Genomic DNA, 20311 nt, shown 5'->3' with positions numbered 1-20311 from the left:
ATGCGGGGGTGAGCGAGCGAGGGGGCGGCGGAGCGGGCCGGCGGGGTGTGCGGCTGGCGGAGTTGATGCCCTGGTCGGTGGCGCCCTGGCGGCCGGGCCGCACCTGGCCGCTGGCCGCCGAGCCGGAGACACTGCGGCGGCGCTGGCGGGCGCTGGCCGAGGCGGAGGGCGAGCGGCGGGAGGCGCTGTTCGGACCGACCCGCGCCCGCACCACCCGTTCCTCGGTCGCCCCGCTGCCGGGCCGCGTCACCCCGACGGGCCGCCTCGCCCGTGCACCGGGTCCGTGCCCCGAACCGGTCCGCGTCCTCGACGGGCCCTTCGACACCCGGTGGCTGCTGCCCGACCACCGGCTCCTGGACACGGCCAGGCCCGAACTGTGGCGGGCTCACGGCCCTGCCTCCCGCTACCTGCTGGAGCCGGGCCCCGGCGGCCCCGCGCTGCTCGCCACCGCCCTGCTGCCGACCGGCCGCAATCCGCACGGCAGGGCCCGGCCGGTGCGCCCCCTGCACCGCGACCCCGACGCCGCCGACCCCAACCTCGCCCCCGGCCTGGTGCCCTACCTGGCCGGAGAGCTGGGGCAGGCGGTGGAGGCCGAGGACGTCTTCGCGTGGATCGTGTGCGCCGCCGTCCCCGGCCCCGGCGGCTGCGAGATCCCGCTGCCCGCGCGCCCCGAGGAGTGGGAGGCGGGCGTCGCCTGGGGCCGGGCCGTCCTCGGCCTGCTGGCCCCACTCGACGGCGGGCGCCCCCGGCTGCCGGGCGGGCGGCGGCCGTACGTCCGGGCACCGCTGGCCCCGGCGGCGGGCGCGGGCGGGCAGGAGCCGTACCCGGTGGCGTACGACCGGGAGAGCGAGAGCCTGCTGGTCGGCGGCGGGCGCATCGCGCCGGTGCCCCGCGAGGCGTGGGAGTTCACCTGCGCCGGGGTGCGGGTGCTGGCCGACTGGGTGGCCCGGCGTACGGCGGTGGGGGCGGCGGGCACGCTGGAGGGGCTGGCGCCCCGGGAGTGGCCGCAGGAGCGGACCCGGGAACTGCTGGAGCTGATCACGGTGCTGGCGCTGCTGGGCGAGGCGGAGGCGGGGCGCCCGCCGGCGGCGGGGCCGGTGCTCGGGGAGGCGGAGCTGCGGGCGGCGGGGGTGCTGCCGGTCCCGGCGGCCGCGCGGCGGCCCGGTCCGGCGCTGGCGGTCCGCGAGGCGGGCCCCGAGGGGCAGTCCGCTCTCTGGTGAGCGGCGGTCCGCGAGGAAGAGACCGCCGGGCGGGGCGCCCGCAGTGCCGGGGAGTGGTGGCACATGGTCTGCGCCCCGTACCGGACGGTGTCTGGAACAGGGGGGAGGGGGAGGCCGGCCGGAGTGTTACGGCCGGCCCGGGGTCAGTGGCCGCCGAACAGCGACCTGCGCAGCCGCCTGAGCGGTGCGAACAGTGATACCCGACTGACCCGCGCACCCCTGCCGGTGCGATCGTGCGCGGCGTTCCGTGAGGTGAGCTCACGCATCAGTGTCGTCGCCTCGACCGTCTCGCGCCGCGGGACGGCGGGGCCGCCCAGCACCGAGAGATGGCGGTCGAGCCGCGAACTGGTCGCGCTGCTCCCGCACGTGATCGCAGGCACTCGCGGCCTGCTGCGCACAGTTATCTGTTCCATGTCACTCCCCACCCGTACGAGGGCACCCGGCCCCGGGCAGGGCAACCCTATCGTCCCTGGGGTCGACGCCGGTATCCCGGGCGCGGGATCGGCCCTGCCCGCAAGGTTGTTGACGGGTACCCACGCCTGTCCGGGACATGTCGCAACAGCCCGCCGTGACGCTGTGTGAGGCGGGGCGCGGGCCCCGGGAGCGGCCCGGGGCACCCCCGGGCGGCGGCCCGGGCGCCGTCGAATCACCGGCTCGGCGGCGCTCCGGATACGCCCTGACGGGGTACTTGTGTGAGAAATGGCGCTCCCCCACGGAGGGTTCATGAACACGTCGGGTACGTCGGGCAGGCCGGGCAGAGCGGGCGGCGAGGGACACGGTGCGCGACCGGGCACGGGCGGCCGGTTGCTGGCCGGGCGGTACCGGCTCCTCGGGGAGCTGGGCCGGGGCGGGATGGGGGCGGTGTGGCGGGCGCGGGACGAGACGCTGCGCCGCGAGGTGGCCGTGAAGGAGGTGAGTGTGCCCTTCGGCCTGCCCGAGGAGGACGTGGCCCGGCTCCACGCACGGCTGGAGCGGGAGGCGCGGGCGGCCGGGCGGGTCGAGCACCCGGGCGTGGCCGAGGTGTTCGACGTGGTCCGTCAGGACGGGCGGCCGTGGATCGTGATGGAGCTGGTCCGCGGGCCGACCCTCCAGGACGTGCTGGAGGCGGGGGGCCCGCTGGCGCCGGAGCGGGCCGCGTCGGTGGGCGCCCAGGTGCTCTCGGCACTGCGGGCGGCACACTGCGCGGGCGTGCTGCACCGGGACGTGAAGCCGGCCAACGTCCTGCTCGCCCACGACGGACGGGTGGTCCTCACCGACTTCGGCAGCTCCCTGGTGGAGGGCGGGGAGGAGCTGACGGACGCCGGTGAGGTGGTCGGCTCGCCGGAGTACCTGGCCCCGGAACGGGCGCTGGAGGGCGACCCCGGCCCGGCCTCGGACCTCTGGGCGCTGGGCGTACTGCTCTTCGCCGCGGTGGAGGGGCGCACCCCGTTCCGCCGGGAGACGGCCCTGGCGACGCTCGGCGCGGCGGTGGACGACGCGCTTCCGGCGCCGGGCAGCGCGGGGCCGCTGCGGCCGGTGATCGAGGGGCTGCTGCGCAAGCACCCGGACGACCGGCTGGGCCCGGCGGAGGCCGAGCGGCTGTTGCGCCGGGTGGCGTGCGGGGGGCGGACGCGGAGCGGCGGGGTGCCGGCGGCGCGGAGGCCCCGGCGGGGCGGAGCGGCCCGCGGCCGGCCCGGCGGGGCGGGGCGTCCGGGGGGCGTGGGCCGGGGCGTGCCCCGGGACGGGGAGGGGGGCGGCGCCGCCGGCCGGCGGTCCGATGGGGCCCGGGCGGCGCTCGGCCGAACGGCCCCGGCGCTGGTGGCGCTGGTGGCCGTGGTGGTGCTGGTGGCGACGGGGCTGGGACACCTGCTGGCGGACTGAGGCCCGGGGCCCGGCAGCCGGAGCCCACCGCGGAGGCCGGGTGCCGGACCGGGAAGGGCCGCCGAGGAGGCCCCGCCTCGTGGCGGGACCTCCTCGGCGGGGGGGGGACCTCGGTGGGGCGGGGCCCCGGGCGCGGGACCGGTCCTCGCGTCCCGCGCGGATCACGCGTGGCGGGTCAGGCCCGGGAGTTCAGCACCGGCAGGTAGCCGCCGGACTGGCCGGCGGCCGTCGGGTGGTAGGAGTCGTTGATGCCGGTCCACTTGACGCTGTGCAGCCAGGAGTCGCCGGAGCAGATCTCGTGGCCGGTGAAGGCGGCGGCGATGTCCCCGTAGGCGTAGCCGTGGTCGGCGGCACGCTTGGAGATGACGGAGTTGAGGAGGTCGGCGGCGCCGTTGATGGCGGTGCGCTCGCCCTCGGTCAGCCCGGCGACGCAGGAGCCGTTCAGCTTGTAGAAGCGCGGGTAGCCGAGGACGACGACGTTGGCCGAGGGGGCCTTCGAGCGGATCTGCGAGTAGACCGAGTCGAGCTTGGCGGGCAGCGAGCTCTCGACGAACGCCTTGGCCTCGTTGACGCGGGCGACGCAGGTCGCCTCGGACTTGAGGACGCAGGTGGTCATGACGTCCGCGAACCCGGCGTCGTTGCCGCCGATGGTGAGGGAGACGAGGCCGGTGGAGGAGTTGAGCGGGCCGAGCTGGTTGGCGAGGACGTCGCCGGTCTTCGCCCCCGAGCAGGCCACGAAGTCGAAACTGGCGGGCGAGTTGGCGGCGGCCCACAGGGCGGGGTACGCCTTCGGGGTGCGCCGGCAGTCACCGCTGCCGCTGTCGTAGGAACCGGCGCCGACCCCGGAGGAGTAGGAGTCGCCGAGGGCGACGTAGCCGCCGGCCGCCTGGGTGTCGGCGGCAGCCGCCGCGCCGGCCCCGGTGAAGGTGAGAGCGGCGGCGGCGAGGAACGAGGTCACGAGTGTCGCGGTTCTGCGCAGCTTCATAATGTCTCCATGTGTGGGGGGTCGGCGTGCACTTGGTAGCACGAACCGAAGGGCCCCCGGAAGTGTTCATGCCAAAACATCTACGCGCGGAGAGATGCGTCTGCGCTGCACTCTTTGCGAACGCAACAGGCCGCGCCGGAACGTGACGGCTGGTCATTCCCCTTGTGCGCACCACTCGTTCGTGAACGCGTGCCCTCGGATGGGCGCGAGGCCGTCGGATATCTGCACACTCTCTCCGCATCTTGACGACCCGGCGGCACTGCGCCACATTGAAGTCCGGCATCCGGCGCGCTGGGGGGCAAAGTCGCCAATGCAGACCATCGGCATGAAGCCATCGTCTTCTCTCACGACACGACATCGCGGCTCACCGGGGGACGGGGCGAAAGCACCGGCACTGGCCGCCGCGTGGTGCTCTCTCGCGGCGGTCGGCACCCTGCTCGCCCTGACCGGGCCCGGGGCCCCCTGGCACGCCGCGCTCACCCTCGTCTTCCTGGCCGCCGCACCCGGCGGCGCCGTCGCGCTCGCGCTGGCCGGACTCGACCCGTGGAGCCGGGGCGTCGCCGCCCTCGGCGCGGCACTCGCGGCCAACACCCTTGCCGCGCAGACCCTGTTGATGCTCGGCGCCTGGTCGGCGCGGAACGGAGTGGTCGCGGTGGGCGCCACCGGCTGCCTGATCCTGACCGGCGCGCTCGCCGGGCGTCTCGTACGGCGCGCCGGCAGGCGAGAGCGGGTCGGCTGACGTGGACATCACCGTGCACCGCCCGGGCGAGCTGACCGCGGCCGACCGGGCCGCCTGGTCCACGCTCCAGACCACGGTCCCGGCCGCCGAGGCACCACAGCTCCACAGCCCCTTCCTCGCACCGGAGTTCACCCTCGCCGTGGGCGCCTGCCGCCGCGACGTGCGGATCGCCGTGGTCCGCGAGGACGGGGTCCCGGCAGCCTTCTTCCCGCACCAGCGCACCGCCGCGGGGGTCGGCCGCGCCGTCGGCCTCGGCCTCTCGGACTGCCAGGGGCTGGTCCACCGGCCGGGCTTCACCGGCGACGCCACGGAGCTGCTCCGCGGCTCTGGACTGGCCCTCTGGGAGTTCGACCACCTGGCGGCGGACCAGCCGCTCCTCGCCGGCCGGGCCGTGACCCGGTTCGGCTCGCCGGTGATGGACGTGGCGGGCGGCTGGGACGACTACCTCGCGGGCCTGCGGGAGCGCTCGCCGAAGTTCACCCGTACCACCCTGGCCAAGGAGCGCCGCCTGACCCGCGATTACGGCCCGCTGCGCTACGTCCACGACGAGCGCGATCCCGAGGTCCTGCGGCGGCTGATGGCCTGGAAGTCGGCGCAGTACCGGCGCACCGGTCGCGGCGACCGCTTCGCGAAGCCGTGGGTCACACGCCTGGTGGAGCATCTGTTCCACACCGCTCCGGGGCCGGTGCGCGGCCTGCTCTCCGTCCTGTACGCCGGACAGCGCCCGGTCGCCGCCCACTTCGGGCTCCGCTCGGCGGCGGTACTGGCCTGCTGGTTCCCCGCGTACGACCCGGCGTACGCGAAGTACTCCCCCGGACTCGTGCTGCACCTGGCGATGGCGCGGGGCGCGGCACAGGACGGGATGGCGCTGCTCGACCTCGGGCGGGGGCGCAAGGAGTACAAGGACTCCCTGAAGACGCGGGAACTGACCGTGTCGGAGGGGTGGGTGACGCGGCGGCACCCGGTGGCGCTCGGCCACCGGATGCGGCGGGCGCCCGCCCGCGCGCTGCGCAACACCGTGCAGGGGCGGCCGGAGCTTTTCGGGCCGGCCGACGCACTGCTGAAACGGGTGGGCCGGCTCCGGACGGGCGGTTGATGAATTCCCTCCGCCGCGGCACCGGGAAGGCACCCGCGTAGAGAATGCGTCATTCTCGCGAAATCCTGCGGCTGAATACCGAGAAGCAGAATCTGATCCTGGTACCTGCCATAAAGTGGCGCGCGTACGGAAAGGCCGGCGGACGCGTCGGTACAGGTGGAAGACCGAAGGACAAGCACCACCGCGCCGGTCTGCGGCCGCGGGCCCTGGGGAGGGCCGGCGTCCGCGCGGGACCGGGGCGGAGCGCGGCAGGGGGGTGCCGCGGCGGGTCCCGGCGACGGGCTCCGCCACGGGCCGCGCGGCCGGAACCACCAGCTCACGCACCCTGTCCGTGGTCCGCCACGGGCACGGCCGACGTGGGCCGACGCCCCCTTTCGCACCGGACACAGTGCCGGGCCGCCCGACCGGGCGGCCCACCGGACGAGAGGGAACGGACCCGTGACTTTTCTTCAGCCGGCAGTACCTGGCCGGAACCCGCTGCCCGCACCGTCGGCGAACGGGAACTCGGAGCACAGCGCCACCACCCGCGTCCCGGATTCCTACCGGCGCATCTCCTCACATCTCGCGATCACCCCGCCGGTGAGCGTGGTCATTCCGGCCATGAACGAGGCGGAGAACCTGCCGTACGTTTTCAGGACGCTGCCCGATTGGATACACGAGGTGGTACTGGTCGACGGGAATTCCACCGACGGCACGGTGGAGGTCGCCCGGAAGCTCCGGCCGGAGGTGAAGGTGGTCCGCCAGCGCGGCAGAGGCAAGGGCGACGCCCTCATCGCGGGCTTCGCCGCCTGCACCGGGGAGATCATCGTCATGGTCGACGCGGACGGTTCCGCCGACGGCGCCGAGATCGTCAGCTACGTCTCCGCGCTGGTCTCCGGCGCCGACTTCGCCAAGGGCTCCCGCTTCGCCAACGGCGGCGGCACCGACGACATGACGCCCGTCCGCAAGCTCGGCAACCGCGTCCTGTGCGCGGTGGTCAACGCCAAGTTCGGCGCCCGCTACACCGACCTCTGCTACGGATACAACGCCTTCTGGCGCCACTGCCTGGACCGCATCGACCTGGACTGCACCGGGTTCGAGGTGGAGACCCTGATGAACATCCGGGTGGTCAGGGCCGGACTGCGGGTCCAGGAGATACCCAGCCACGAGTACCTGCGCATCCACGGCGCCAGCAACCTGCGCGCCGTCCGCGACGGGCTGCGGGTGCTGCGGGTGATCCTGCGCGAGCGCTCCGGCCGGGGCAGCCGGGCGCGCGGCACACGCCGCCCCGCGGTCGCGCCGCTCGGGGGGAACTCGTGACCGGCGCCCCCGGCCTTCCGGAACCGGTGGCCGAGGGCTCCCCGAGGGGGTTCTCGGTGATCGTCTGCGTCCACACCGAGGAACGCTGGCAGGACATTCTGGACGCGGTCGCCTCCCTGGGCGCCCAGTCACTGCCGCCGCTGGAGATCCTGCTGGTGGTCGACCACCACCCGGTGCTGCTGGAGCGTCTGGAGCACCGGTTCGCGGACGGCCCGCCGCAGGTGCGGGTGATGCCCAACGCCGGGCCGCGCGGCCTCTCCGCCGGGCGCAACACCGGCGTCGGCGCGGCCCGGGGCGAGTGGGTCGCCTTCCTCGACGACGACGCCGTCGCGGATCCCGACTGGCTGCGCCACCTCGCCGCCGGGTACGCCGACCCCGGGGTCCTCGCCGTGGGCGGGCGGACCGAGCCGCGGTGGGAGTCGGGGCGGCGGCCGGGGTGGTTCCCCGAGGAGTTCGACTGGGTGGTCGGCTGCACCTACCGGGGGCATCCGTCCGGGCGGGCGCGGGTGCGCAACGTGCTGGGCGGGAACGCCTCGTTCCGCCGCTCCGCCTTCGGCCTCGCCGGGGGTTTCGCACTCGGCATCGGCCGGGACGGCGGGCGGCAGCCGCTCGGCGGGGAGGAGACGGAGTTCTGCGTCCGGCTCACCCGGGTCCGGCCGGACGCGGTCCTGCTCGTCGACGACCGGGCCGTCATCCACCACCGGGTGCCGCGGGCACGGGAGCGGTTCGCCTACTTCCGCTCCCGCACCTGGGCCGAGGGCCTCTCCAAGGCACTGGTGGCGCGCAGCGTCGGCGCCGGGGCCGGACTCTCCTCCGAGCGCCGCCACACCACCCGCGTCCTGCCCGCCGCCGTGGCCCGTGGCCTGGCCGACGCCCTGCGGGGCCGGCCGGGCGGGGCCGCGCGGGCCGGAGCGGTCCTCGTGGGGACGGCCGCGGCGGCCGGCGGCTACCTGGCCGGCTCCTGGCGGGCCCGCCGCGCCGTCGCGCCGCGCTTCACCGTCCCCCGGGTCCCCGGGACCGGCGCGGCGGCGCGGCCCACCGGCGCCACCCCGGAGGCCGGGTCATGAGCGGCGACCTGTTGAGCCGGTGCCCACCGGGCGGCGGCACCGTGGGCGGAAGGGCGGCGCCCGGCCCTGCCGCGGAAGCGGCCGGCCCGGCGGGACGGGCGGCCGATCCCCCGGTGCCGATCCTGATGTACCACGCGGTCTCCCGCTCCCCCGCGGCAGCGACCCGTGCGCTGTCGGTGACCCCGGAGGCGTTCGCCGGGCAGATGGCGATGGTGACGGCGTACGGCTGCACCCCGCTCACCACCGCCCAGCTCGCCGCCCGCTGGCGGGCCGGCCGCCCGCTGCCGGCCCGGCCCGTCCTCATCACCTTCGACGACGGCTACGAGGGGGTCCACCGGCACGCCCTCCCGGTCCTGGCCGGACTGGCGCTGACCGCCACGGTGTTCGTCACCACCGGCTGGCTGCGCGGTCCGGGCGCGGCGGGCGGCGCCCCCGACCGGATGCTCGGCTGGGGGCAGGTGCGGGAACTGGCGGCCGCCGGGGTGGAGATCGGCGGCCACAGCCACACCCACCCGCAGCTCGACCAGGTGTCACCCGCCCGTCTCGGCGTCGAGCTGGCCCGGTGCCGGGAGCTGGTGAGCGCCGAACTCGGCACGCCGCCCGCCTCGTTCGCCTACCCGTACGGCTACTCCGACCGGCGGGTGCGCCAGGCGGTACGGGCGGCCGGGTACGCCCAGGCGCTGGCGGTCGGCAACGGCCCGGCCCGCCGCGTCCAGGGCCCGTACGCGCTGCGGCGGGTGACGGTGCGCCGCTCGACGGGACCCGAGCAGTTCGGGCGGCTCCTGGAGTGCCGCGCGCTGACCCGGGCGTACGCCCCGGACCGGGCGCTGACCCGGGGGTACGCGATGGTGCGGCGGGCCCGGAGGGCAGCCCGGGGAAAGGCGCTCCTCTCCCGTGACTGACACCGGCACCGCCCGCGCCGCGCGGGCCCGGCCCGCCCCGGCCGACGCGCCGGGGCGGGCCCCGCTGCTGCGCAACGCGTACGCCCTGATGGTCAACACCGGTGTCTCCGCCGTGCTGGGGCTGGGGTTCTGGGTGGCGGCCGCCCGCTACTACTCCGAGGAGGCGGTCGGCCACGGTTCGGCCGCCATCGCGGCGATGAAGCTGCTGGCGGGGCTGACCGCGGTCACCCTGACGGGGGCGCTGGCACGGTTCGTCCCGGTCTCGGGGGCGGCGACCGGCGCCCTGGTCCGGCGCGCCTACGCGGGCAGCGCGCTGCTCGTCGCGGCGGCGGCCGGGGGCTTCCTGCTCACCCTCGGCCTGTGGGGCCCGGCCTACTCCTTCCTCCACGGACCGCTGCCCGCGGCCGGCTTCCTGCTGGCGGTGGTGGCCTGGTCGGTGCTCACCCTCCAGGACGGGGTGCTGACGGGGCTGCGCCGCGCCGTCTGGGTACCGGTCGGCAACACCGCCTTCTCGCTGGTGAAGCTGGTGCTGCTGGTGGCACTGGCCGGGGCGGTGCCGGTGGCGGGGGTCTTCGTCTCCTGGGCGGTGGCCATCGCGGTGTCGGTGGTCCCTCTGGGGTGGCTGGTGCTGCGCCGTCTGGTGCCGCGCCACGAGCGGGAGACCGCGGGCGCCGCCCGGCCGCCGGCCCTGCGCGAGCTGGGCCGCTTCCTGGCGGGCGACTGCACGGGCGCGCTCTTCTCGCTGGCGGTGGTGTACCTGGTGCCGGTCATCGTCGCCGCCCAGGTCTCCCCAGCGGACAACGCGTACTTCTACGTCACCGTCACCATCGCCGGCACCGTCAACCTGCTGGCGGTCAACATGGGTGCCTCACTGACCGTGGAGGGCGCCCACGACCCGGCGCGGCTGGGCCGCAACACCCGCGCGGCGCTGCTGCGGATGGCCCGCATCATGGTGCCGGTCTGCGCGGTGCTGTTCCTCGGCGCGCCGTACGTGCTGGGGGTCTTCGGCGCCGAGTACACGGAGGCGGCGACCGGGCTGCTGCGCTGGTACGCGGTGGGGGCGCTGCTGCGGGTGGTGACCGAGGTGTACTTCAGTGTGCTGCGGGCCCGCAGCCGTACCTCGGGGCTGGCCTGGCTCCAGGGTCTGTTCTGCGGGGTGATGCTCGGGCTGACCCTGCTGCTCCTGCCCCGGCTGGGGCTGGTGGGGGCCGGAATCGCGGAGGTGGCGGGGCTGGCGGTGGTCGCGCTGGTCGCGGCGGTGCGGCTGGCCCCGGTGGTACGGGCGGCGCCAAAGGGCGCGGCCCCGGCGGGCGGAGGCGGACGGTGACCGGCGGACCGGCGGCGGAGGAGGCGGAGGCGGCGGCGGAGCACCGGCCGTCCTGGGCGAAGGCGGCGCCCGAGGTGCCGCCCACGGCGGAGGGGGAGACGCCCGGTGGGCCGGCCCGGCGGCGCCCGTCCCTGCGGACGGTGGCGCCCGCGCTGCTGCTGGCGGCGGGGCTGGCGCTGTACTGGCTGCCGGTCCCGGCCCTGGACGAGTCCGCGCTGGACGCCATGGGCGGCCTCGGCCTGGCCGGAATCCTGCCGTGGCCCCTCTTCGCCGGGGCCGCGCTGCTGGTGGGCGCGTTCGGGGCGCTGCTGTGGGCCTCCCGCCCGCAGCCTCTTCTGCTCGGGCTGGTCCTGGTGGCGACGGTCGCGTCGCTGCACGCGCTGCCGGCCGTGGTCGAGGAGCAGCCCCGGTTCGCCACCGCCTGGCAGCACCTCGGTTTCCTGGAGTACCTGGACCGGACCGGTGGGTCGGCCCCGGCGCTGGACGCGCGGTGGAGCTGGCCCGGGTTCTTCGCGGTCGCCGCCTTCGTCCTGCGGGCGTGCGGGGTGAGCGACCCGGCGGAGCTGGCGGAGGTGGTGCGCTGGTGGCCTCTGGCGGTCAACCTGCTGGCGCTGCTCCCCATGGCGCTGCTGGCGCGTTCGGTGCGGGCGGGGTGGCGGGCACGCTGGTGCGGGGTGTGGTTCTTCGCGCTGAGCGGCTGGGTGGGGCAGGACTACTTCTCGCCCCAGAGCTTCACCTACCTGCTGTACCTGGCCTTCGCGGCCGTGCTGTTGCGGTGGTTCCGGGGGCCCGGCAGGCCGCCGCCCGGCGGGGTGGTGCCGGGTGAGGCGGCGGTGGGGGCCACGACGCCCGGGCAGCGGACGGTCCTGCTCACCGTGGTCCTGGCCCTGTTCGCGGCCGTCGTCCCCTCCCACCAGCTGACGCCCTTCGTGATGCTGGGGGTGGTGGCGGTACTGGTGGTGCTCGGCCGGTGCGCCCTGCGGGGCCTGCCGCTGCTCGTCGGGGTGGTGGCGGTGGGGTGGGTCTGCTTCCTCGCCGAGCCGTACTGGTCGGGCCACTTCGACGAACTCTTCGGCGGCATCGGCGGGCTGGGGGAGAACGTCACCTCCTCGGTCACCGGCCGCATCGAGGGCGGCTCCGCCACGCACCAACTGGTGCTGTACACCCGGGTGGGGCTGGCCGGGCTGGTGATGGGGCTGGCCTGCTGGGGCTGGTGGCGCAGAAGGGTCGCCGGATACCGGGAACGGGCCCTGCCGGTCCTGGCGTTCGTCCCGGCCGCCGGGTTCGCCCTCCAGGCGTACGGCGGGGAGATGGCGCTGCGGGTCTTCCTCTTCGCCCTGCCCGGCGCGGCCCTGCTGGCGGCGCTCGCCTTCTTCCCGCGCGCCGGGAAGAGCGCCGAGGAGCGGGCCTGGGACCAAGTCTCGCCGGCACCGCTCGCGGCCCTGCTGGCCGGGCTGGTCCTGGTCGGCGGCTTCCTGGTGGCCCGGTGGGGCAACGAGGCGTTCGAACGGGTACGGCCCGGCGAGGTCGCCGCGATGGAGTGGGTGTACGCGCACGCAGAACCGACCGCACGCCTGCTCTGGCTCAGCGAGGACCCCGAGGAGAGCGTGACCCCGGCCCTGCCCTGGGGCTCCCGGGCGATGGAACGCGTCCGGTACGTCCCGGCCGCGGCGCCCCGTGACCCGGTCCTGGTCGCCCCGCTGGCCGACGCCCTGCGTGAGGCGGGCCCCCGCTCGTACCTGATCGTGGGCCGCGGCCAGTCGGCCCACCTGGAGCTGGACGCCGGCTACCCGACGAGCTGGGAGCGTCGGCTCCTCGCCGCCCTGGACGCCCGCGACGACCTGGTCGCGGTGGTACGCGACGCCGACGCGAGCGTGTACGAGCTGCGCGACCCGCCGCCCGGCCCGGTGGAGGCGGCCGCACCCGGCCCGCCGGGCCCGATGGTCACCTGGACACCGTGGTCCGTCCTGGGTGCTTTGTCGGCCGGGCTGCTCGTCCTCCTGCTGGCGGTCCGCGAGGTGCTCCGAGTCCGCGCCGCTCCCGGCAGCCCGGCCTCCCCGGCGGTCCGGGGCCTGTTCTGGTTCGCGGTGCCGCTGCTGGTGGTGGTCCTGGCGTCACTGGTCCACCGCTTCTGGACGCTGGCCTGAACGCCCGCGGGCCCGGGCGGGCCGTGGGACGGCCCGCGTCACGTCACGCGCTGTGGGCGGCCTGGGTGGGCCAGTCACCGTCCTCGGTGAAGCTCGTTCCCCAGTAGAGGGGGTTGAGTTCGGCGAGGGTGGCGGCGCGCCAGCCGCCGGGGGCGGTGGCGTCGGGCACGGCCGCCTCGACCCGCGGGCCCCACAGGGCCAGCCGCTCCTGGCAGATGCCGCAGGGCGGCAGGACGAGGAGGCGGTTCCGCTCCCGGTCACGGCAGAGACAGACGGTGGCCGTGACGGGGACGTCGAGGGTGTACGCCTGGATCAGCGCGCCCGTCTCGTGGCAGAGCGCCACGCTCATGTTCAGGTTGTCGAGCCCCACGCTGGTGAGGACGCGCCCGTCGGCGAGGCGCACGGCCGCCGCGCCCCCGTCCTCGTCGGCGGGCCACCGCCGGTCGAGCTGATCGCGTGCGGCGTCCACGAGTGCCTGGTCCAGTGCCATGGGCGCATCCTACGAGGGCGGGACGGCGGCCCGCCGGGGGCTCCCTTCCCGGACGGCCGCCGGGTCCCTCGTCGGCCGCCGAGCCGGTCGGCGGCCCGCCCGGGACAAAGGGAGCCTGCCGGTGGACGAGGGGCCCCGGGGGTGGCGGACGTCTTCGAAGGGACCGAGGAGGCTCGGGACTGCCTGGCCGGCCGCCCCGCACGGCGTCGCGGCGTGGCGCGGTGCTCGTCCGGGCCACCTCCACGAGCGCGCCGGCACGCTCCAGCACGTGGGGCCGGTGGTCGCCGGGGAGCCGGCACCGGTACACCTGTCCCCACCCTCCGGACGCGCAGCGCGTGACCGGCGGGCCGGCCCGCCGCGGGTTCCGCGCCGGCCCGCCGCCCTGCCCCGCCCTGTGCGGACGTGAGGGGCTGAGGCGTGGACCGCCCGCCGTGGCCGATGCCGGTGAACGACGGCGGGATGCTCTCCCCCGTCACCGCCGCGCCGCCGGCCCCCGCCGCGAGGCGCGGGCACCACCGGCCGGACCGAGCCCCGCGGGCCCCCGTCGCGACGAGAGGTGTCGTCGTGCCCGCGAGGTCACCGTGCCGGCCGGCCGCGGCAGGGCGAAGGAGCGGGCCGGCACCGCCCCGTCCTGTCCGACGTCCGCGAACGGCCGAGGGCGCGGGAAGCCGCCCAGGTCCGGAACCCGTTCGGGTCCCCCGGCGCCCGCCGCCCCCCCTACCGCCCCGTCCGCCCCAGCCACCGCACCTCGTACGCCTCCAGCCGCACCCGCGCTCCGTCGATCCGTACCGTCCGTGCGGTGGCGCGGTGGTTGACGGCGAGGACGGCGCGGTCGTCGGCGAGGACGGAGAGGCCGGAGGCGGTGTCGCCGGGGACGGAGGCGAAACGGGTGCCGGGGCCGAACTCCCGCTGGAAGCGGGTGAAGAGGTCGAGCATCGGGAGCGGGGTGCCGCCGTCGGGCAGGTGGGTGGGACGCCAGAGGCAGCCGGGGCAGGGGGCGGCGGGGCGCTCGGGGTTCCAGTAGAAGGCGGTGGTGGCGCCGCCCTTGGCGAGTGCCACGAGGCCGGCGGCGTGGGCGGCGCGGCGGCGGGATTCGGGCCAGTCGGCGCGCCGGTCGTCGGCGTCCCCGGGCTCGACGTAGTACTCGGCCCACCACAGCGGGAGCCGGCCGCCGGTCTCCGCGCGGAGCCAGCGGCCGACGTCGGTGAACTTGGCGGTGGCCGCGAAGGCGTCCGGGACCAGCTCGCCGTCGACGGTGTAGCTGGAACCGTCGACCACCACGAAGTCGGCCCCGTCCTTGTGCCGGTTCCAGTACCGGAAGGCGTCGACGGTCCGCCGGTCCAGCGCGCCCCAGGCGCCGCGCACCTCGCGGGAGGCACCGTCGGCGCGGCCGGGCGGGAAGCTGTCCATGACGAGGTAGGGGCCGCCGACGCGGATGGCCGGGTCGACCTCCTTGAGGGCGCGGCGGACCTGGTTGTACAGCTCGGTGTAGCCCTCGTGGTCCCAGCGGCCCTCGGTCTCGTTCCAGAATCCCTTGAACTCGTTCCAGACGAGGTAGTGGCGGACCTGGGGGTAGCGGCGCGCGGTGGTCGCGGCGAGCCGGGCGAAGTCGGCGTAGTGCTCCGGGTCGGGGGCGCGTTCCAGGGAGCCGACGCTCCAGTCGGTCCGGCCGGCGGTGCCGCCCTTCATCCAGTCGGGCGCGCAGCACAGGGTGACGACGGGGGTGGCGCCGGTCTTCCCGGCCAGCGCGATCCGGCGATCCATGGCGGCGAAGTCGTATGCGCCCGGGCGGGGTTCGGGGTTGTCGGCGCCCCAGCCCATCAGGTGCTGGACCTGCGGCAGGCCGGTCCCCTCCAGGGTGGCACGGGCCCGGCGCACCGCCCGGTCCTCGCCCTGGTCGGCGCTGTACCGGGTGTGGGTGAAGCCCCAGCCGACCTCGGCGGGCGGGGCGGGCTCGCCGGGCGGGCCGCCGGAGCAGGCGGTGAGCAGCGTGAGGGCGAGGGCGGACGCGCCGGCGACGAGGGCCGCCCGCCCCCGGCCGGCCCGCCCGCGCCGCCCCCCGTGGTCCCGCATCGTTCCCAGAGTAGGCAGCGCCCGGGGCGGTGGCACCGGTTCCGCCCCGGAAGGGGGCCGCGACACGCCGTCGCGGCTCAAGTGGGGCGGGGCGCGGGCGAAAACCGCGTGCGTCGGGGGGCTCCGCTCCCCGACCATGGCGGACATGGCCGAGCACCAGGAGACCCCGATCGAGACGACGAGACCCGCCCGCACCCCCGCCCCCGGGCCGGACGCGCCCTCCGCCCCGCCGGCCGGGCTGCTGGAGACCCGCCTCAACCTCGACGGCGACTGCTCCCCGGCCGACGTGGTGGACGCCCTGTTCCTCTCCCGGTTCGCCACCGGGGAGCAGCCGTACGCGCACAGCGGCACGGTGGAGAAGCTGCGGCCCGGCGCCCCGGAGCTGCCAGAGGGCGCCACGGTGGTCCGCACCGTCACCGACGGGGACCGGGGCCGCGTGCTGGCCGAGGGCGACGGCTGGACACTGCTGGTCTCCCGGTGGTCCCGGGGCTGCGAGCTGACCGTCACCGCGACCAGCGCCGAGCTGGCCGAGTCGCTGCTCACCAGGACGCTTCAGGGCGCGGCGGACGAACCGGACCCGCGCCCGGAGGACGTGTCGATGGGGTTCTGGCACTTCTCGCCCCGCTGCGGCCCGGACCGCACCACCCGGCAGATCAGCGCCGGCAGCTGGGAGGAGGTACGGGGCAACTACACGGCGCCGGTGGCCGGGGCGATGGACGGCCTGATGAAGACCACGCCGGACGAGGTGACGGGCCGGCTGCTCCTGCTGCACGGCCCGCCCGGCACCGGCAAGACCTCGGCGCTGCGCACCCTGGCCCGGGCCTGGCGCGACTGGTGCCAGGTCGACTGCGTCCTCGACCCGGAACGGCTCTTCTCCGACGTCGGCTACCTGATGGACATCGCCATCGGCGAGGAGGACGACGAGGGCGAGTCCCGCTGGCGGCTGCTGCTCCTGGAGGACTGCGACGAGCTGATCAGGGGAGAGGCCAAGAGCTCGACGGGCCAGGCGCTGTCCCGGCTGCTCAACCTCACCGACGGCCTGCTCGGCCAGGGCCGCAACGTGCTGGTCGGGGTCACCACCAACGAGCCGCTGGAGCGGCTGCACCCCGCCGTGGTGCGGCCCGGCCGCTGCCTGGCCCGGATCGAGGTGGGCGCGCTGACCCGGGACGAGGCGGTGGCCTGGCTCGGCAGCTCCGAGGGCGTCGGCCGGGAGGGAGCCACCCTCGCCGAGCTGTACGCGCTGCGGCGCGGCACCGGGCCGACCGACCTGCCCGACCAGCGCGCGGTGGCCGACTCGGGGCTCTACCTGTGAGGTCGGGCCGCCACCCCTGACGCCCCGGCGAAAAACGGGCGGCCCCGGTCCGTCAGCGGGTGCGGTAGGCGGCCCGCAGCGCCTCCTCGGCGACGGCGCGGGCGGTCTCGGCGTCCAGCCCGAGCCGGCGCGCCCGCTGCGCGTAGGTGGCGGCGGCCGCGGCGGCCTCCTTGTCGGCGGCCTCCCCGGCGGCGGCCACGAAGGTGCCGTTGCGGCCCCGGGTCTCGATCACCCCGTCGGCCTCCAGGGCCCGGTACGCCTTGGCCGCGGTGTTGGCGGCGATGCCGAGGCGTTCGGCGAGGCCGCGCACGGTCGGCAGCCGGTGCCCGACGGGCAGGGCGCCGGAGCGGGCCAGTTCGGAGAGGCGGGCCCGTACCTGCTCGTAGGGAGCGGTGGGGTCGCGCGGGTCGATCTCGATGCTGATGTCGTCGGCTGTCACGCGGCGATTGTCCCGTACCGGCGGCTGTCCGCGGGACGGCGCGGGCGGCGGCGGCCGGGCCGGTGGCGGCGGGCCCGGGCGGGAACGGCTGTCTGCGGGAGCCGGGACGGGGGGAGGCCGGGCGTACGGAAATTGACGCGACCTCAGGGGGCGGGAGCGCCTAGCGTCACCGCCGTGACAGTGACTGTGAGAGATTTCCGGCCCGACGACGCCGAGGCCGTCGTCCGGGTCCTGCGAGAGGCGATCCCCCCGCTGCTGACCACCGCCGAGGCCCAGGTGTGGGAGGCGGAGCACACCCCCGAGGCCGCCCGCCACCGGGTGCTGGTGGCCGAGGCGGACGGCGAGGTCGTCGGCCGCTGCCAGACGGGGCTGGCCCACGAGAGCCCGACGCCGGGCAACGCCTACGTCAACACCTACGTCCGTCCGGACCGGCGCGGCCGGGGCGTCGGCACCGCGCTGGTGGAGGCGGCCGAGGCGCGTTTGCGGGGGCTGGGGGCCGCGCGCGCGTACAGCTGGGTGCTGGGGGACGGGAGAAGCCTCGCCTACGCCGGGCGCCGCGGCTACGCCCCGCGCCGCTCGGCGCACTTCCTGCGGCTGGACCTGACGGCACCGCTGCCGCCGCTGCCCGAGGTGCCGCCCAGGGTGGAGCTGGTGCCCTGCACCGTGTTCGAGGACGATCCGCGCCCGGTCTTCGAGCTGGACGCGGCGGTGACCGCCGACGAGCCCAGCGACGTCGGCGCCGAACTGGACGACTACACCGACTGGCTGGAGACGACCTGGGGCCACCCCTGCCAGTCACGGGAGCTGGCCACGCTCGCCGTGGTGGACGGGCGGCCGGTCGCGTTCAGCGCGGTGGCGACCGACGGGGTGAGCCGGATGTCGTCGGCGATGACCGGGACGCTGCGGGAGTACCGGGGACGCGGGCTGGCGAGCCTGGCGAAGACCGCCACGCTGCACAAGGCCCGGGCGGCCGGCCTGCGGGAGGCGTTCACCGGGAACGACGCGGGCAACGCCCCGATGCTCGCCGTCAACCGCAGGTTCGGTTACGAGATCTGCGCGACGGAGGTGCGGCATCTCCGCGAGCTGGGCTGACGTGCCGGGCACCGGCGAGGTGGGCGTACGGCTGGTCAAGCACGGCCGGACGAAGATCACGTACCCGGCGCGGCTGCTCGCCGACGACGGGGAGCGGATCACCGTGCGGGCGCCGTGGGCGGGGGCCGGGGTGCGCGACTTCGGCTTCGTGCGTTTCGAGCCGGGCGACGTGTTCACCGAGCACTTCTGGCGCGGCCGCTGGTTCGCGGTGAAGGAGGTGCGGGACGGCGCGGGCGCCCTGAAGGGCTGGTACTGCGACGTGACCCGTCCGGCGGAGCTGTCCGGCGGCGTGCTGGTGGTGGACGACCTCGACCTGGACCTGTGGGTCCCGGCCGACGGGAGCGAGGTGCTGCGGCTGGACGAGGACGAGTTCGCGGCGAGCGGGCTGGAGCGGACCGATCCGGTGGCGGCCGCGGCGGCGCGGGCGGCGCTGGACACGCTGGAGGAGCTGGCGCGAGCGGGACGGCTGACGGAGCTGACGGGCCGTCGAGAGGTGGGGCGGGGCCGTCGTCCGATGGGCCGCTCAGGGCGATCTCAAGAGCACCATGAAGATCGGCCCCCGGGCGTACTTCCCGGTGGAACGGGCTGGTCGGGAGGCTAGTTTCCCGGTGGCGGCCGAGTTCCGGGGGACCCGCGCCGCACCCGGCCGACGACCTCGCGAGGAGCCCGCCCATGACCGTTCGCCGCACCGCCGCCAGGACCGCCGCCCTGCTCGCCGCCCCGCTGGCGCTGACCGTGCTCGGCGCCTCCCCGGCCGGCGCGCACGGCACCATGACGGACCCGGTCAGCCGGGTCTCGGCCTGTTACGCGGAGGGTCCGGAGCGCCCGTCGTCCGACGCCTGCGAGGCCGCCGTCGCCGCCAGTGGCGCCCAGGCGTTCTACGACTGGAACGAGGTCAACCTCCCGAACGTGGCGGGCCGTCACCGCGAGGTCGTCCCGGACGGCCGTCCGAGCGGCAGATCGAGGCGGGCGCGGAGAGGTCCGCCGTCGCCCACGAGGGCCACGGCGGGGACACCGCCCGGGAGAGGGCGGCGAACGCCGCGCACGGCGAGGGCCACGAGGCCGTCGGCGGGGCAACGCCCCCGAGGCGAAGGGCGCGGCCGGGACCGCCGTCGAGGAGAAGCCCGCGGGCGGCGAGGACCTCGCGGAGACCGGCGGCGACAGCGCCACCCCGTACGTGGCGATCGGTGGGGCGGGCGTGCTCGCCCTCGGCGCCGCCTTCCTGTTCGCCTCCGCCCGCCGCCGCGCGGTCGGCTCCCGTCACTGACGCCCCCGCGCGTTCCGCCGCCCCCACCTGCCCTGACGGGCCGAAGGGCCGTCGCCGTCCCCCTGGCCGGGGAGCGGTGGCGGCCCTTCGCCGGTGCGCGGGGCGCGGCTCAGTCGACGACGGAGCCGCAGGTGGTGGGGGTGGCGTGGGCCGGGTCGAGGGCGTTCGCCACCTCGTGGAAGGCGATCCGGTCGATGGTGCCGATGGCGACGTGCTCGGAGAGGTCGACCGGGCACAGGTCCTGGAGCAGCACGTTGCGGACGTCCGGCCCGTCCAGGTACTGGCTCCGGTAGGGCGTGACGACCTGGTCGTAGCGGGTGGCGATGACGGTGTACCGGACGCCTGGCACCGTGTCGCCCCCCTCGTTGAGCCGGGTGAGGAAGGGGGAGCCGACGATCTGGTCGGCGAGCGCGGGGGTCTTGTCGTTCAGGAACTTCTCGACGCCCGGGAAGTGCGGCAGGAGCTTGGTGAGCCCGAGCAGGGTGGTGCCGTGGTTGTCGGGGGCGATACCGACCAGGGCGTTGACCTTGTCGGCGCCGCCGAGGAACTTCAGGTAGTGGCGGGGCATCATGCCGCCCTGGGAGTGGCCGACCAGATCGGCCTCGGGGGCGCCGGTGGCGGCGAGCACCTTGTCGACGAAGTCACGGAGCTGCTCGGCCGACTTGTCGATCGGGCCGAGGCCGTGGACGAGGGGCACACCGGGCAGTTGCCCGTAGTCGAGGGAGAAGACGCAGTAGCCGCGGTTGACCAGGTAGGGCGCGAGGACCAGCCAGTTGTCGACGGAGTTGGCGAAGGTGCCGTGGACCAGGACGACCGGACGGGGGTGCGCGGCGGACGGCTTGCAGTTGTAGTCGTTCCAGCCACTGCTGACCGCGGCGGGGGCGGCGGAGGCGGTGGCGGCGGGGGTGAGCACCGCGGCGGCGGTGAGGGCGAGGGCGGCGACGGGGCGCAGCCATCTCTTCCAGGGCAGCATCGGACGGACTCCTTGCGACTCGG

General features: G+C 76.2%; 16 protein-coding genes and 3 pseudogenes. 13 read left to right on the top strand and 6 right to left on the bottom strand.

The genetic code is table 11. From position 1 onward, the window contains the following. The first annotated feature begins 65 nt into the window (after positions 1-65). Complete coding sequence (locus tag Sdia_RS12730) at positions 66-1220, top strand: type ISP restriction/modification enzyme (RefSeq protein WP_100456124.1); 1155 nt, start codon at positions 66-68, stop codon at positions 1218-1220. Between the two features lie 143 nt (positions 1221-1363). Here Sdia_RS12730 and Sdia_RS30080 read toward each other — a convergent pair whose 3' ends face one another. After that, entirely contained in the window at positions 1364-1633 is a 270-nt protein-coding gene (locus Sdia_RS30080) for a hypothetical protein (RefSeq protein WP_100456085.1), read from the bottom strand. Between the two features lie 310 nt (positions 1634-1943). On the opposite strand from Sdia_RS30080, the gene Sdia_RS12725 reads away from it, so the two are divergent. Further along, positions 1944-3080 (top strand): serine/threonine-protein kinase, encoded by a 1137-nt coding sequence (locus Sdia_RS12725; protein ID WP_100456086.1) that lies wholly within the window; start codon positions 1944-1946, stop codon positions 3078-3080. 175 nt (positions 3081-3255) lie between these two features. Here Sdia_RS12725 and Sdia_RS12720 read toward each other — a convergent pair whose 3' ends face one another. After that, positions 3256-4065, bottom strand: coding sequence for an SGNH/GDSL hydrolase family protein (locus Sdia_RS12720; RefSeq protein WP_115068512.1), 810 nt, complete (start codon positions 4063-4065; stop codon positions 3256-3258). A gap of 325 nt (positions 4066-4390) precedes the next feature. Between Sdia_RS12720 and Sdia_RS12715 the strand changes: the two genes are divergently transcribed. From Sdia_RS12715 to Sdia_RS30730, 6 genes and pseudogenes are all read left to right on the top strand, one after another. Beyond that, complete coding sequence (locus tag Sdia_RS12715; protein ID WP_229831618.1) at positions 4391-4804, top strand: hypothetical protein; 414 nt, start codon at positions 4391-4393, stop codon at positions 4802-4804. A 1-nt stretch (position 4805) separates the two neighbouring features. Then, positions 4806-5900 carry a GNAT family N-acetyltransferase gene (locus Sdia_RS12710; protein WP_100456089.1) on the top strand — a complete coding sequence of 365 codons (1095 nt, stop codon included), beginning with the start codon at positions 4806-4808 and terminating at the stop codon, positions 5898-5900. Positions 5901-6377: 477 nt separating this feature from the next. Further along, complete coding sequence (locus tag Sdia_RS12705) at positions 6378-7199, top strand: glycosyltransferase family 2 protein (protein WP_207206453.1); 822 nt, start codon at positions 6378-6380, stop codon at positions 7197-7199. Beyond that, entirely contained in the window at positions 7196-8266 is a 1071-nt protein-coding gene (locus Sdia_RS12700) for a glycosyltransferase family 2 protein (RefSeq protein ID WP_229831619.1), read from the top strand. Before Sdia_RS12705 ends, Sdia_RS12700 begins: the two co-directional genes overlap by 4 nt. Continuing rightward, entirely contained in the window at positions 8263-9168 is a 906-nt protein-coding gene (locus Sdia_RS12695) for a polysaccharide deacetylase family protein (RefSeq protein ID WP_100456091.1), read from the top strand. Before Sdia_RS12700 ends, Sdia_RS12695 begins: the two co-directional genes overlap by 4 nt. Positions 9169-9256: 88 nt before the next feature. Next, positions 9257-12642, top strand: a pseudogene (locus Sdia_RS30730) (lipopolysaccharide biosynthesis protein). A 43-nt stretch (positions 12643-12685) separates the two neighbouring features. Here Sdia_RS30730 and Sdia_RS12680 read toward each other — a convergent pair. Next, positions 12686-13132, bottom strand: coding sequence for a cytidine deaminase (locus Sdia_RS12680; protein ID WP_115068517.1), 447 nt, complete (start codon positions 13130-13132; stop codon positions 12686-12688). Positions 13133-13849: 717 nt separating this feature from the next. Next, complete coding sequence (locus tag Sdia_RS12675; protein ID WP_124288451.1) at positions 13850-15205, bottom strand: GH39 family glycosyl hydrolase; 1356 nt, start codon at positions 15203-15205, stop codon at positions 13850-13852. A 136-nt stretch (positions 15206-15341) separates the two neighbouring features. Here Sdia_RS12675 and Sdia_RS12670 point away from each other — a divergent pair, with 136 nt between their 5' ends. Further along, entirely contained in the window at positions 15342-16517 is a 1176-nt protein-coding gene (locus Sdia_RS12670; protein ID WP_100456094.1) for a DUF5925 domain-containing protein, read from the top strand. 52 nt (positions 16518-16569) lie between these two features. Here Sdia_RS12670 and Sdia_RS12665 read toward each other — a convergent pair whose 3' ends face one another. After that, complete coding sequence (locus Sdia_RS12665) at positions 16570-16956, bottom strand: GntR family transcriptional regulator (RefSeq protein WP_100456095.1); 387 nt, start codon at positions 16954-16956, stop codon at positions 16570-16572. Positions 16957-17130: 174 nt separating this feature from the next. Here Sdia_RS12665 and Sdia_RS12660 point away from each other — a divergent pair, with 174 nt between their 5' ends. The 4 genes and pseudogenes from Sdia_RS12660 (at position 17131) to Sdia_RS30540 (ending at position 19315) form a co-directional block, all read left to right on the top strand. Further along, on the top strand, positions 17131-18048 hold the full coding sequence (locus Sdia_RS12660; protein WP_189500563.1) for a GNAT family N-acetyltransferase: 918 nt from the start codon (positions 17131-17133) through the stop codon (positions 18046-18048). Beyond that, positions 18029-18535: pseudogene (locus Sdia_RS12655) on the top strand (ribonuclease FAU-1 family protein); the annotation flags it as partial. The gene Sdia_RS12660 and the pseudogene Sdia_RS12655, both read left to right, overlap by 20 nt. Positions 18536-18720: 185 nt before the next feature. Beyond that, a pseudogene (locus Sdia_RS30885) lies at positions 18721-18948 on the top strand (lytic polysaccharide monooxygenase); the annotation flags it as partial. Next, positions 18911-19315 carry an LAETG motif-containing sortase-dependent surface protein gene (locus Sdia_RS30540; protein ID WP_409373642.1) on the top strand — a complete coding sequence of 135 codons (405 nt, stop codon included), beginning with the start codon at positions 18911-18913 and terminating at the stop codon, positions 19313-19315. The pseudogene Sdia_RS30885 and the gene Sdia_RS30540, both read left to right, overlap by 38 nt. A 109-nt stretch (positions 19316-19424) precedes the next feature. Here the strand turns inward: Sdia_RS30540 and Sdia_RS12645 are convergent, their stop codons facing one another. Beyond that, the gene (locus Sdia_RS12645) at positions 19425-20288 is read right to left on the bottom strand and encodes an esterase/lipase family protein (protein WP_100456098.1); all 864 of its coding nucleotides are present in this window, start codon (positions 20286-20288) and stop codon (positions 19425-19427) included. Positions 20289-20311: the final 23 nt, after the last annotated feature.

Origin of the sequence: Streptomyces diastaticus subsp. diastaticus, assembly GCF_011170125.1 — a bacterium.
Classification (GTDB): Bacteria; Actinomycetota; Actinomycetes; order Streptomycetales; family Streptomycetaceae; genus Streptomyces; species Streptomyces diastaticus.
This window is presented reverse-complemented; position numbering and strand designations above follow the sequence as displayed.